This is a genomic window from Pseudaminobacter soli (ex Li et al. 2025) (assembly GCF_029892515.1).
GTDB classification, from domain to species: Bacteria; Pseudomonadota; Alphaproteobacteria; order Rhizobiales; family Rhizobiaceae; genus Pseudaminobacter; species Pseudaminobacter soli_A.
Window position 1 is genome coordinate 154,940 of record NZ_JARXVF010000004.1, and the last position, 13,588, is coordinate 168,527.

Annotated in this window: 12 protein-coding genes; 2 read left to right on the top strand and 10 right to left on the bottom strand. The window is 62.5% G+C overall.

All coding sequences use genetic code 11. The features are described from left to right. The first annotated feature begins 13 nt into the window (after positions 1 to 13). Positions 14 to 901 carry a UTP--glucose-1-phosphate uridylyltransferase gene (locus M2281_RS18375; protein WP_280822634.1) on the top strand — a complete coding sequence of 296 codons (888 nt, stop codon included), beginning with the start codon at positions 14 to 16 and terminating at the stop codon, positions 899 to 901. Between the two features lie 67 nt (positions 902 to 968). Here M2281_RS18375 and M2281_RS18380 read toward each other — a convergent pair whose 3' ends face one another. Continuing rightward, positions 969 to 2,267, bottom strand: a complete 1,299-nt coding sequence (locus M2281_RS18380; protein ID WP_342394266.1) for an aminotransferase class I/II-fold pyridoxal phosphate-dependent enzyme — start codon at positions 2,265 to 2,267, stop codon at positions 969 to 971. A 60-nt stretch (positions 2,268 to 2,327) separates the two neighbouring features. Next, a complete protein-coding gene (locus tag M2281_RS18385; protein WP_280822635.1) occupies positions 2,328 to 2,858 on the bottom strand; it encodes an outer membrane protein in 531 nt (176 codons plus the stop codon). Between the two features lie 581 nt (positions 2,859 to 3,439). Between M2281_RS18385 and M2281_RS18390 the strand changes: the two genes are divergently transcribed. Further along, entirely contained in the window at positions 3,440 to 3,583 is a 144-nt protein-coding gene (locus M2281_RS18390; RefSeq protein WP_280822636.1) for a hypothetical protein, read from the top strand. Positions 3,584 to 3,794: 211 nt separating this feature from the next. Here M2281_RS18390 and M2281_RS18395 read toward each other — a convergent pair whose 3' ends face one another. The 8 genes from M2281_RS18395 to M2281_RS18430 all read right to left on the bottom strand — a co-directional run bounded on the left by M2281_RS18395 (position 3,795) and on the right by M2281_RS18430 (position 13,587). Beyond that, positions 3,795 to 4,076, bottom strand: coding sequence for a Nif11-like leader peptide family RiPP precursor (locus M2281_RS18395; RefSeq protein ID WP_280822637.1), 282 nt, complete (start codon positions 4,074 to 4,076; stop codon positions 3,795 to 3,797). Further along, positions 4,057 to 5,115 carry a GNAT family N-acetyltransferase gene (locus tag M2281_RS18400; RefSeq protein WP_280822638.1) on the bottom strand — a complete coding sequence of 353 codons (1,059 nt, stop codon included), beginning with the start codon at positions 5,113 to 5,115 and terminating at the stop codon, positions 4,057 to 4,059. The genes M2281_RS18395 and M2281_RS18400 overlap by 20 nt, the downstream gene beginning before the upstream one ends. A 147-nt stretch (positions 5,116 to 5,262) precedes the next feature. Beyond that, the gene (locus M2281_RS18405) at positions 5,263 to 6,297 is read right to left on the bottom strand and encodes a helix-turn-helix domain-containing protein (protein WP_280822639.1); all 1,035 of its coding nucleotides are present in this window, start codon (positions 6,295 to 6,297) and stop codon (positions 5,263 to 5,265) included. Positions 6,298 to 6,400: 103 nt separating this feature from the next. Then, entirely contained in the window at positions 6,401 to 6,739 is a 339-nt protein-coding gene (locus M2281_RS18410) for a DUF3307 domain-containing protein (protein WP_280822640.1), read from the bottom strand. Further along, positions 6,739 to 7,284, bottom strand: coding sequence for a cyclic nucleotide-binding domain-containing protein (locus M2281_RS18415; RefSeq protein ID WP_280822641.1), 546 nt, complete (start codon positions 7,282 to 7,284; stop codon positions 6,739 to 6,741). The genes M2281_RS18410 and M2281_RS18415 overlap by 1 nt, the downstream gene beginning before the upstream one ends. Continuing rightward, entirely contained in the window at positions 7,284 to 10,154 is a 2,871-nt protein-coding gene (locus M2281_RS18420) for an NHLP bacteriocin export ABC transporter permease/ATPase subunit (RefSeq protein WP_280822642.1), read from the bottom strand. Before M2281_RS18420 ends, M2281_RS18415 begins: the two co-directional genes overlap by 1 nt. Continuing rightward, complete coding sequence (locus M2281_RS18425; protein WP_280822643.1) at positions 10,154 to 12,328, bottom strand: NHLP family bacteriocin export ABC transporter peptidase/permease/ATPase subunit; 2,175 nt, start codon at positions 12,326 to 12,328, stop codon at positions 10,154 to 10,156. The genes M2281_RS18420 and M2281_RS18425 overlap by 1 nt, the downstream gene beginning before the upstream one ends. Next, positions 12,325 to 13,587 (bottom strand): NHLP bacteriocin system secretion protein, encoded by a 1,263-nt coding sequence (locus M2281_RS18430; protein ID WP_280822644.1) that lies wholly within the window; start codon positions 13,585 to 13,587, stop codon positions 12,325 to 12,327. The genes M2281_RS18425 and M2281_RS18430 overlap by 4 nt, the downstream gene beginning before the upstream one ends. Between the last annotated feature and the right edge of the window lies 1 nt (position 13,588).

The following is a 13,588-nucleotide window of genomic DNA, read 5'->3' on the forward strand; positions in this document are numbered from 1 at the left end:
GAGGGCTACCCCAATGCACCAGAAGATTCGCAAGGCCATCATTCCTGCCGCCGGATTCGGGACGCGCATGCTTCCGGCGACCAAGAGCATCCCGAAGGAACTTCTAACGATCGTCGACCGGCCCGTGCTGGACTACATCGTCGCCGAGGCCTTCGCCTCGGGGATTGAACATGTGATCATCGTCACCGGGCGCATGAAGGGCGCCATCGAAGACCATTTCGACCACGCCTTCGAACTCGATGTCAGCCTGCGCAGTGCCGGCAAGCAGCCTTTGGCCGATCGCATAGCACAGAACACTCCGGGGGCCGGAGCGATTTCCTTCGTGCGCCAGCAGCAGGCACGGGGTCTCGGCCACGCGGTATGGACGGCCCGGCACATCATCGGAGACGAGCCCTTCGCAGTGCTTCTGCCCGACATGCTCATGATCTCCGAGAGGCCATGCCTGAAGTCCATGGTCAATCTCTATAGTTGCCACGGCGGCAACGTGATCGCAGTAGAGCGATGCGCGCCCGAGGACACCCACAAATTCGGCATCGTCTCGCTCAAGCCGACGGCCGATGACCAGGTGGTGACCGGCCTTGTCGAGAAACCTGCCCCCGGCACTGCCCCCAGCAATCTCTTCATTTCCGGGCGCTACATCCTGCAGCCCGAAATCTTCGACATACTTGAGAGGCAGGCGCCGGGAGCCGGCGGCGAAATCCAGCTCACCGACGCCATGATCACGTTGATTGAAAATCAGGAGATCCGACCCTTCGAGTTCTGCGGTCGCACCTTCGATTGCGGTTCGCCAGCCGGCTTCGTGGCTGCCAACCTGCATATGGCGACCGCGCGCGCCGACCTTGCGCCTTACATCGGGATCGAGATGGAAGCCCTTTCGTCGGCGCGGCGTGCAGTGGCTTGATAGCGCAGTTGGGGAGTAGGCGATATGGCAGTAGGTCTGCGATCAGCTTGCCTGCTGCCCTACCCTCTTACTCCCCGATTTCCGCCAACTCCGCCGAGGCGCTGTCCATCGCTCTATTGAACGCGGCAACCATGGTATCGACGTCCTCGGCTGAATGGCCGGCCATGACCTGGAAGCGGAACCGGGATTGTCCCAATGGGACGGCCGGAAATTCCACCAGGTTGGCAATTCCCCCGAATATCGAGAGATATTTCGAGGCCAGCCGTCCCAGGGCTTCACCGCCGACGCGAACCGGAACGATAGGCGAAGGCTCTCCCAGCACTTCGCGGCCGGTGCGCGCCATGGACTCGCGCAAATGATTGACGTTATCGCGCAGCCTGTGCCGCAACTCTTTGCCTTCGTCCGCCCGGATGATCGAAAGTGCCTCCAGAACCGTTGCGGCCTGGGCTGGCGACAGAGCATTCGAGAATGTGTGCGGCGCGCTGTAATATCTCAGATATTCGGCGGCGGCCCGCGTCTTGACGGCCACAAAGCCGCCGTTGGAGGCGAAGGTTTTTGAGAAGCTCCCGATGATGATGTCGATCTCGTCGAGCATTCCCTGCTGGCCGATGTGGCCAAGACCGTCCTCGCCCATGCAGCCGAAGTCATGAGCGCAGTCGACCAGCAGACTGGCCCCGTGGGCGTCGCAGACACTTCGAAGCGCCCTGAGATCAGGGGTGTCCGAGTGCATTGAAAAAAGGCTCTCCGTCACGACGAGAATGTTGTTCTTCGTGTCCGCCGCGCGAATGTTCGCCAACCTGCGGGCCACCGCTTCAGTGTCAAGATGCCGGAAGTAATGCACCTTTTGAGTTGCGGCCGCTGCTCCCGCCTGGAGGCAGGAATGCGCCAGCAGATCCATCACCACATGATCATCCGAACGGACAAAGCCCTGGATGGCACCATATCCGGCGGCCCAGCCGGTCGGATAAAGCACGACCTCACGGCCCCCGAGGAATTCCGAAAAAGTCTCCGACAACTGCAGCGAATAGGCGGTGTTGCCGAGAAGAGCGGCAGAACCCGCGCTATGAACGCCATATTTGTCGATCGCCGCCATTGCTGCAGCCTTGATCCTCGGGTGAGAGGCCAGGCTCAGATAGTCCTGCGAGGCAAAATTGACGCCAAAGCTGTCTTCTCCGACGTCGGACCTGATCTCCGATCGCGGCCGGGGTGCCGAAGACGTCGAGCGGGCATAGGGCCACAAGCCATGCTGGCGGCGAAGATCCTGCCAGCTGAAGAAGCTGTCGGTGCGCGACATGAGGCCGCTATTCTTCGAGGCGCGATAGTCCTTCAGACTGCCGGACAGTGCAGCCTTGGGTATTGCTTTCATGGGCAGAGCGTCTCTCTCGTTCGGTGTGGGGCTCGCGGACCGAGCCCCTTGGCCGAATCCCTAAAATCTGAAATCCAGCCGCGCCTTGACGAGATCGATCTTGCCATCAATCAGCGTCCTGTCGAACCGATTGAACTGCATGTGATCCCAGCTCACGCCGGCAGCGAGATTTTCGGTCAGGCGGTAGTCGGCACCGGCGCCTGCCACCCAGCCCCAATCCTTCAGCCCGATGTTGGTGGTGATATAGGAGGCTCCGGCATGACCGGTAAACAGCATGCGGTCGAAGGCGAAGCCGGCGCGGGCCTTTGCCGAGGCGGCGTTTTCGACGTCGATCGGAAAGCCTTCAAAATTGATATCAAGCCGCATGTATTCGGCTTCGCCGCCGAGAACGAAGGCACCGAATTGGTGGAGATAGCCGGCGTGCGCGCCGAAAACGACGTCATCGCCCGATGAACGGAGCGGCGGAGCAAACGAGCGGTCGGCATCGCGAAGCCAGCCATGACCACCCGAAACGCCAAGATAAGGAGCGCTCCAGTCGACGGCCGCTCCACCGGCGAAGTCAGCCGCCTCGCCAGCGCTACTTGATAACAAGAAAATAAAAACGCCGAGAATCCGCGCGCTCATCAGTGTCCTTTATCGAATCCATACAGATGAGGTCGCAATATGCAGCTTTTCATACCGCCTTCAAGCGGCTCAAAAAAGAGTAATTAATTTTCCTTTAAGTATTTCATCAGAATGACCACCCACAGTTACAATACGTTACATAATGTTACTGAAATGAAAACATTCTAATACTTTCCTTCGAACCATAATATAGTCAACTATAAATGATGTTTTGAACACAGTATCGCGCGCCTGGATTTTAGCGCGCTAAAAAATAGCTAGCATCTACGCATCAAATCGAGACTTGTTCATTCGTATCCGTCTGCAATCAACCGCACTCGGATAGATCCTTCTAGGCGCATGATCGCGCAGGCAAAGTAAGCTGGACTTGGCACCTTCCAGGCGACCGGCCGCTTGCTGACTGTGGCTTGGTTGTCAGGCAAGCGTATCTGTCATGATCCATCATTCCATTTTTGACGGATGTCGTGTTGTTGGAGACGTGACGGGATGAATCACGGCGCCTCTATTTCAGGCGAGAATTCCGGTCACGGCTTCCCACGACGACCAGAATGATCAGAACCGAACTTTTTGTTCTACAGGCGGATTATTTCATAAGAGGCAACGATGCCGCGCTCCTGCAGCATGTCCTCGACGTAGGACCTTTCATCACCAAGGACAACCTCATCCAAGCGGCAGCGGCGGCGCGCAGGTAGTCGATGCGAACGCTGCTTTACGACACCCAAACGTCATGGTGACGTGCTACAAGGGGCCGCTGGAGCTGAGCGCACAGGCGGCGAGAGTCGGCATGGCGGACTTCGCTATGCCGACAGTGCACACTCAGGCAAGTCCGCGCCAAAACCTAAGCCCCGAGGCTATCCCGGGTTGATGAGGCAGACGGGAGGCCGTCGCGAACGGGACGAGCGATCAGCGCCCGAACTCGCTACCCCTCGTGGGTTTGCTCAAGCTGGGGGGGATAATGATGCCACCGGCCACCATGTCCAGGTCGGCATCGGACAGTTCGCCTGTGGCCGTTGCGTGCTGAGCGAGCGCGATCGAAAGTTCGTCCTCGGAGAACTCAAACCCTTCGCGCGCGCCAAGCGCGACGACGGCAGCGCCCCCTTCGTTGAGTGCGGCGCCGGCTTCCGCTTCGAGACCGGCGTCTGCGCGGACCTTTTCATAGAACTGCTCAAGTGCTTCGATGCTCATGGATGCTTCCTTTCATGGTGAGCGAAGATGGGATTTGTCGTGGCGGTGACAGCGGCACACCACCGCGCCGGACGGCGAGAATGGTCTCGATCCTGTCGGCGATCGACGCAAAGCGCCGTCGCGTGATCGCGACCATGCGCGGCTTGCTTGGGTTCGTGTAATAGACTGCGACGGACTTCGGCCCCAGCAGCGCGGCCTGGCGGGCATAACAGTGATGATAGGCGCCGATGGTGATGCCGCTGTGCCAATAGGCCGGATCGAGGAATGCCTCGAGATAACGGATTGCCCGCTCACCACCAATTGCCAGTTCGATGGCGCCGGAGCGTTCTACTTCAGCAGCAAGGACCCAGCCTACAAGCACACCCTGGCGGCGGATCAGGGTGCTGAAGGCAGGCGCCATAGTCTGCGCCAAGGCGACAGGGCCCAACATTCCGGCCGCGGCCGGCTGAGCGAGATAGGCCTCGACCGCTGATGCGTCGGCGCCCGACAGTTCCACCGGAGCATAATCATAGAGATTGGGGCTTGAAAGGCGGAGGTCGATGGTGCGCCAGGCACCAGCCGCCTCGGCCATCGCCCCAGCCCGCCCGAGAACGATCAGGCCATCCTCTACCGGCGCGCTCCAGGAAGCCTCAGCCGCGAGCGCCTCGAAGGCCGGTCGGCCCGGTATAGTCTCATTGTAGCGCGCGACCATGGTTGCGGCGCCGCGACTAGCGGCCTCGCCCTGCCAAGCTTGCAGAAGCCCCAGGCCGATGCCGCGATTGCGCTCCGCTGGCGAGACGGCAACCGACAGGAGTTCTGCTTCCCCACCTTCACAGGGGCCGATCGCGAGACCGACTGGTCGACCACCCGCGATCGCGCCGATGGCCACCATTGATGGCCCGAGGGGCGCGAGTGCCGACCGGAAACGGTCGAATGTCAGGCCGGAAAACAGCCGGGCGTCCCTGTTCAGCACGGACAGGGAAACGTCGGGAACCAGCGTGTCGCCAGCACAACCCGCCTCCCCAGACTTACGTGACGCCGCTTCGAGCGCGTTGCTCACAATCCCGTTCTTTCCCTGGGCCGGCCGGACGACCGCCGCATGCGCAGACATGGATTGTGTTTGGCCACAGCTCTCGCGAAAGAAAAGACGACCGCCGGAGATTGGGACGATATCCGAGAAGATTGGGATGCAACCTGACCTGAGGCATCAGGACGTGGCGCGCAGCTTGTCGAGCCAGCCCTGCATCAAGTTGAAGTCATTCGTTTCGAGATCGGTTTTCAGCCGGATACCCGCCTCCGCATTGCGGATCGCTTCGCTCGGCCGGATGCCGAAATGCTGCTGGAAGGCGCGGGAGAATGCATTCTCGCTGGCAAAGCCGGTGGCGTAGGCCAGCTTTGCCACCGACCCTCGCGAGGAGCCAACCGATGTCAGCTTCAGATGCGCGAACTGAAGCCGGCGCTCGCGAATATAGTTGGCAATGCCGCCGACCGGCTCGAACAGGCGGTAGAGCGCCGAGCGGGAAAGCGCAAAGTGGCGCGTGATCATATTGGCCGAGAGCAACGGATTGGTAAGATTGCGTTCAATGAAGATCTGGATGGTCTGAAGGTTGATGTCCATGAGCGCCTCACGCTCGGCGGCAACCGCCGCCGAAAGCCCGCTCGACACGATGGCGGACGCCACCTCCCCAGCCAGCTTACCTTCGGGGCCGGCAAGTTTGGGCGCGATCTTTGCCATGGTCAGCATATGCTCGCCGAGCAGAACGCCAAGTGCTGAGGAACCATCGACCCGCGCTCCGTGCAGGCCATCAATCACGCGGGGTGGGAGCCGGATCATGGAACGCGGCAGGATCAGGCTCACAATGTCCATGTCGGTCGCCTGACTCTGCATAGGGCGGCTGAGATCAAAGCAGACAATGTCGCCTGCTCCGCCCTTCGCCACCCCGCCATCTGCATTGTAGGCGCACTCGCCCTTTACGTAGAGCTGGACCAGCAGATGATCGACTCCGGTTGCCGCCACGCGCTCCTTGGAGCGGACGAAACGCTGTGCACTCGCCGAGGATTTGCCGATCAGGAAATGGCCGAGATTGTAGCTGGCGAGGTCCGCTCGGAAAGCGTCCAGGCCATCGCCTGACGGGATCGCATCAAACAAGCTGGCGACGCCCATGCGCCAGTATTCGTAGTTCTCCTCGCGACTCAATTGCGAAGACCGGATTATCTGCTGCTCGACATTCTCTGTGGTCAAACCACGTCCCCCAAATCAACGTCCGGACGATCGATATCCGCATACGTTCAATTTTGGTATTCCGTTAGGGCAGGATTTAAAAAGGTCCTGTCGTGTCGCGGCTTTAGACCAGGTTTTTGACGATCAGGAGCGCCCAGATAAATTTGCAGGCGATGTGCAGCGCCTGATCCGAATGGATCGAAGTGATTCCACGATTTTTCAGGCTATCGACGGCGAAATGCATAGTAGTCTCAAGCATTCCAATGACGACGGAGCCGGTTACCAGCCCTGCGAGGCCACCATGGATCACCGAATGGGCGGCCAGAAGGTGATACCAGGGTACGCCGGGAACCGGCGTGTTCCAGTTCTTGCCACGGGCCATAAAGTCATTCTGAAGCGGATAGTCGCCGAGCGCATGGCCAAAGACCAAAAGGGCGAACAGGGTGACGAATTCCCCGGCCATCATGCACTGCCGTCCCTACCACCTGAAAGTCGTGTCAGGAGATGCTCGAAGCGTGCGCCGGCAAGAGAAATCGTGTCCAGGATGCCCTCGTCCAGCTCATCCTCCATCACTGCTTCCGCCTTGAGGCCGCCGCGCGCGTTCATGCGCTGCGTCGTGCTGCGCAGGCGATCGGCCAGGAAGATCGCGAGCGCCTTGTAGAAGCGCCCACAGAAGCCAGGATTCTCAGCAAGTCGAGCCTGGAGGTCGCGCTTGTCGACAGCAAGGATCAGCGCCCCTTCCGTCGCCTCAACGGTCGCCGAAGGCGGAGCGGAATCGACGAGCGACATTTCACCCACCACCTCGCCGCGCCCGAGCCGCGCGACTTCGCCAATGCCGGAGGCGACCACGGCGACCTCGCCCGACAGTACGAAAAACAGGTCGCCGACCGGCATGCCCTCGCGGATGAGCACGGTCCCCGCCTCGGCCTGGAACCGGCGCCCCTTGCGGGCCATCCACTCGATGTCCTCGTCGTCCAGTTGGCCCAGAATGTAGAGTACCTTGCGCATCAACCCTCTTCCTCAAGTAATTGGCGCCGGGCAAGCGCGTGGAATGGCCCCCGTGCCTCCATCAACTGATGGTAGGTGCCGCTTTCTACCAGCCGGCCTTTGTCCATCACGAAGATGCGGTCGACGTTCATGATGGTGCTGAGACGGTGGGCGATCACGATGCGGGTGACGGAAAGCCGCGCCAGCGTCTCCGTCACGACGCGCTGTGTGCGATTGTCGAGCGCGCTCGTCGCCTCGTCGAGCAAGAGGATATTGGGTTCGCCCACGAGAGCACGCGCTAACAGGATGCGTTGTCGCTGCCCACCCGAAAGCGCACTGCCGCCATCGTTGAGGACAGTGTGCATGCCCATGGGCATGGCCTCGATATCGGGTGCAAGCGAGACGAGGCGCGCCGCCGCCCAGGCGGCCTCAAGCCCGTGTCCCGAGGCGCCGGCGATATTTTGATAGACCGAGCCCGGGCTGATGCGCCCATTCTGCAGCACCACGCCAATTTCCGAGCGCAGCGCCGCCGCATCCAGCCGGTCTGCGGGTTTGCCGTCGAAGAAGACGGCGCCTTCCTCGGGCGTGTCGAAGCCGAGCAGAAGCCGCATGATGGTCGACTTGCCGCTGCCGGATTCGCCGACGATGGCGACATATTCGCCGGGCTGGATCGCGAAGCTCACGTCCCGGAGTACAAGCGGCCCATCCTTGGCATAGCGGAAATTCACGCGGTTGAAGGCAATCCCACCGCTGAGCCGCCCCGGCACCTCGCGCTTGCTGCTGGCTTCCGGCTCGGCCTCGAGAAGCGGCAGGGTACGCGCCACCAGCGGGCCGATGCTCAGGAGCTCGGAACTTGCCGTCACGGCCGCGACGAAGGCCGAGGACGACTGGCCGAAGGCCGCAGCGAACGCGACGAACATGCCGGCCGACATGGATCCCGCGGCGTCGGGCGCGCCAGTTCCAGTCACCAGCGCCGCGATGGCTGCCAAGGTCGTCTCGTATTTGAACACGAGGAGCAGGCAACCGAAGATGAAGAGCAGCGACAGCGACGGTAGCACCGCGACAGTGACCGTCTGCCAGCCGCCGTAGAAACGCGCGCGCTCGAAGGCGCGGCGTTCCGGCATGGAGCGCCAGACCCATTCGGCGAAAGCGCGCATTTCCGCTGCTGCAGCGCGCAGCTTCGGCAGACCGACAAGGACCTGAAGCAAAAACCCCTCGAGCTGGCCATTGAGCCGGATCCGTTCACGCTCGTGGCGCAGCTGCTTGCGGGATATCCAGCCGGAAACGAGCATCATGACCGTGAAGGGAATGACAGCAAGGAGGGCAAGCCGCCAGTTGATGAACAGCATTGTCGCCATGCCAGTCACAGCCCCAACGAGGCCGAAAAGCCCGCTGAGTGTCGAGGCCGTCAGGATCTGCCGCACCTCCTGCAGGCCAAGGGCACGCTGACCGAGATCGCCCACGGAGAAGCTCTGGAAGAAGCGAACCGGCAGCCGCAGGAGCCGCAGCATGATGGCCGCCTGCAGCTTGGCATCCAGGACCGCTTCCATGCGGGCAACGCTCATGGCGCGCGTCAACTCGAATAGCGACTGGCCGAGCGCCGCCGCGATCAGGAGTAGCGCCACCTGCACCAGGCCGGCACGGTCGTTCATTGGAACCACCGAATCGAAAAGGATCCCGGTTGCGACTGGCAGCGAGGCCGTAGCCGCAGCCGCAAGCATCGCTGTCAGCGCGATGCGCCGCGCATCCTGCCCAAGGCCGCGGGCCGCAAAACGCATGAGATCGCCCATGCCGAGGCTGCGGTCTTCCAGCATGGGATAAATCTGGAGGGCGCCGGGCCTTATCGAGGCAGCCAACACCGCATCGACCTTGCTGTCGATCGATGCGCCTACAGCGCGGAACCGGCCGCCGCCGGTAGGAAGCAGCGCAATAGGCTCGCCTCCCACCATTTGTGCCAGCATCGGCAAGCCGTCGCGTTTCCACCAGCCCTCGGCCAGCGCGATGGCGCGATAATCAAGCAGGAGGTCGCTCAGGATCGGCTCGAAAGACTTCGCCTTAGTAGCCCGCCTACGCGCAGCATCCGGCAGGCTGTCGGGCTGCTGGCCAAAAGCTTCAAGCACGCTTTCGACCGCATGCAGCCACGGATTTTGCGAGGCGCGGCGGTGGTGGCGTATTGTGGCGAGTGCGCCCAGCGCATCTGAGAATCGCCGTTCCGATGCCTGGTCCCGGCCCTGTTCGCGGCGTTCGTCGGCCAGGCGCCCTGCCGTGAAGGAGCGGACGGCCCATTCGATTGTTGCAAGGGCAAGCTGCTCCAGCGCCTCGCAAATCTCCGTGGTCGAAGGCACTGGGACGGGGCGAAGCACGGTCTGGGACGTCGCCGTCAGCACGCCTGGAGCAGCGAGAGGAAAGAGCACGCCTTCCGAAAGGGGAACACCGCTCCAAGCCAAGCCCGGCATCTCGGCTTCCACATAAGAAATTTCACGGGCGGCCGAGGAGCAGGTCTCGCCTTCCGAAAGCAAAAGTCGCTCCCCTTCCACCAGATGGTTCGGCCATTGCTGAGACCCGGCGACGGCGGTATTCAGGCCACGGATCCACTCGTCGGACATCCCGCAGGCATCCTCGATGCCAATGCGCTGGAAGCGCGACCCGAGCCCGCCGACGGCCACGAGCAGCCCCGCCGCGACCGGTTTGGTGGAAATGATCACCGCCCCCTGCTCCGCTCTAAAGAGGTGGCGGCGTGCATCGCTTTGCTGGTCGAGCACGAAGATATCGGCATAGCCCTGGACGAGCCTATAGGCGCCTAGACCCACATTCAGCGGCAGGGGACGGTTGCTACCACCATCGATGAGGCCACCGGTCGGCGAGCCATGGCTGAAGGCGTGCTGTTGCATCAGAGGCCCCCTCGGACGAGGGAGGCATATTCACCCTCCATTGCCATCAGGGTGTCGTGATCGCCGCGCTCGACGATGCGCCCGCGGTTGAGCACGATGATCTCCTCACAGTCGCGGATCGTGCTCAGGCGATGTGCAATGATCAGGCAGCCGCAGCCCCGGCGCCGCAGATTATCGTCGATCCGTTTTTCGGTAACCGGGTCGAGTGCTGCCGTCGCCTCGTCGAGAACGATCAGTGCGGGACTGGCGCTCAGCACCCGCGCCAGTTCCAGCCGTTGGCGCTGGCCGCCGGAAAAGTTCAGACCGCCCTCGGTCACATGGGCGTCGAGCTGGCCGGCGCGCGTCAGGACATCGTCGAGGATGGCAGCGTCGGAGAGCGCGGAGATTAGGGACGCTTCCGGAATGGACTCGTCCCAGAGCGTCAGGTTGTCGCGAACCGAGCCCTCGAACAGAAATATCTCCTGGTCGACATATCCGATGACATTGGAGCGGCGTGCCTGCGGGAGCGTCAGTCCATTCACGCCACCAATGCGAATCCCTCCAGACCAGGGCGTCTGGAGGCCGGCAATCAATCGCCCGATCGTCGATTTTCCGCTCCCCGAGCCACCCACGAGCGCGACGCGCGCGCCGGGCTTCAGATTGAGCGTGAAATCCTCGATCAGGGGCGGATCGAGCGGCGAATAGCCGAAACTGACCCGGTCGAGCTCGACATGGCTCGAAGCCGGCACCGCCGCCGCATCGCCGGCGGCAACGGGCCTGGCGCGGGTGATGTCTGCAATCCTTACGAGATCCGCCCGGATCGACTGGATCTGGCCGGCGAGACCGATGAGATCGACTACAGGGGCGTTAAAACTCTGCGCAAGCCCCTGGAAGGCGACAAGCGCGCCAATCGAGAGATGGCCTTGCATGACGCTGATCGCCCCCAGAACGAGAACGAGCACTGCGGTCAGGGCCTGGATCGTCGCGGGTACCGCGTTGACCAGGGTCTGGGTCAGCGTCACCTCCGCGCGCGTGCCCAGAACGCGGCTGTGCTGGCTCGCCCATCGCCGATAGGCCTGGCCTTCCATGTTCGACGCCTTCAGCGTCTCGATGGCACGGATCGGACCGAGCGTGGCGGCAAGGAGATTGCCGAGGTCGAGCGAGAGCTTGGTGCTCTGAGTGCGCTGTAACTTGCCGCCCTGGTAAACCACGAAAACGTACAGCAACTGCGTCGCCAGAATGCAGGCGGCCAACAAGGGGCTAATCAGCCAAAGGATAGCCGCGTAAGCGACGAGGCTCGCCAAGTTGAAGACAGTGGAGGCGAGCCGGCCAGAGAGGAGATCGGCGATGCGCTCGTTGGCGTGCAGGCGGCTTGCCATTTCGCCCGGATGCCGCTGGGTGTAGAACTCCGCCGGCAGCCGGAGGAGGTGCCAGAGCAGCTTGCTGGCCGGCACCACAACCTGCTTCATCTCCAACCGCCGCAGCCCCGCCTGCTGCAGGGCCGTCGCCGCAAGGCGCAGCAGGAGCACGGCGAGCATCGCAACGGCAAACGCGAAGAACCAGTCATGCTGCCGGCCGATGAGGATGTTGTCGACAAAGACACGGGTGAAGACCGGCACAGCGACCCCCGGCACTACCAATGCCAGCGAGGCGAGAAGGACAAAGACGAGGCCCTTGCGAGAGCCCTGCAGCCGCTCGAGCATCATCGGCCAGGCGAGCGGCGGCGCGCCAGTGCGCTCGAACGTCTCGGACGGCTCGAAGGCAAGCACGACGCCGGTGAAGGCTTCGGACAGCTCCCGTTTCGTGATCGTCCGCCGGCCGACAGCCGGATCGTTGATGAACACGCGATTGCCCCGGATAGACTCCAGCACAACGAAGTGATTGAAGTTCCAGTGAAGGATCGCCGGCCAGGGCACATCGGCAAGCTTGTCGGCCTCCTTGCGGAAGCCCTTGGCGGTGAGGCCATAGTGGCGAGCGGCCTTCAAGAGGTTGGTCGCCTTGGTCCCGTCGCGCGAGACACCACAGGCAAACCGCATTTCCTCCAGCGTCACCCAGCGGCCGTGGTGCGCAAGGATGATGGCAAGGCTAGCAGCCCCGCATTCAACAGCCTCGATCTGCAGGATCTGCGGCGTCGCACACCGCCCGGACCACGTGCGGAGGAAGCCTGATCGTGCGCTTTGTGCAAGGCCGGTCACGCGCCGAGCGCCTTGCGCAGGAGCGGCAGCAGGAAGGAGACCGGCGTGCGGCTGTCGACGGTCACTTTGGCTGTGCCCGTCGTGCCTGCGCTGAGCTCCGCCGACGCACCGGTGCCTCCCGACCAGCGATAGCCGCTCGCGGTGGTTTCGTCGCGCTCAAGTTCAACCACCGCCGCAAAGGGCGCACCTTCCTTGGCAAAGCGGGTGACAAGCACGTCGTTCTGCAACACGGCCTGCATCCCCTCCGGCGTCGAGGGAAATTCAGACACAGACAGAATACGGCCGACGAGCGTTCCCCAATTTTCCTTTTCGAGGCCGCCGAGCTCGACATTGACGGGCATGCCCGCCTTGATGCGTTTGCCTTGTGCCGGCGGCACGTAGAGCATGAACTGCAGGCTGCCCTCACCGGCCGCCACGCTGGCGACGCGGGTGCCAGAGGGCGTGAAGGCGCCGAAGGGTGCCTTCCACTCGACGAGGGTGCCATCGGCCGGGCTCGTGACCTTGCCAAAGAGCGACAGTTGAAGGTCGAGTTGCTTGACCTCGGCATCTGCAGCGAGAACCTTTTGGTTCTGCTCGAAGAAGCGGCGCTGGTCCTCCGACTCCGCGGCGAACTGTTCGGCCGCAACCGCAAGCAGTCCGGTGCGCGCTGTCGCGATGTCGAGCGTCGCGCTGGCCAACTGTTCGCGCGTCTGCTGCACCGCCAGAGCCGTGGTGACGCCGCCAGCCGCCAGCTTTTCCTGATTGCCGACAAACTGCTCGTAGACGGTGCGGCGCTGCTCTGCGGCACGCATCTGAACTTCTAGTGAGGCCTTGCGCGCTTCGGCATTCGCCAGCCTGGCATCGGCGACCGCCTTCTGCTCGCGGCGCAAAGCTTGAAGCGCCTCCTTCGCCGCTTCGGCCTGAGCCTTCGCCAACGCGAGCTTCGCGGAAGCGTCAGGCTGGTCGATCTCGGCCAGAACATCCCCTTTGCGCACACTGCCGCCAATGAGCTGGCCAACGGGGAGCAGCTTGCCGGATGCAGTGGAGATCGCGTCCACCATCTGGCCGCCACCGGAAAAGAGGATGCCCTGCCCCTCGATACGCGTCGGAATGCTGGCGGTGAATGCCCATGCGGTTGCAGTGGCGAGCAGGATCAGCAGGCCGAGAAGCGCGGCCCAACTGCCGGAGCCGGTGATGACGATGGCCTCGTCGAGTTGCTCCGGCGATGACAGCCGGTCCAGCGCTTCCTGGCGATAGAGGTTGGATTTCTGGTTGTTCATC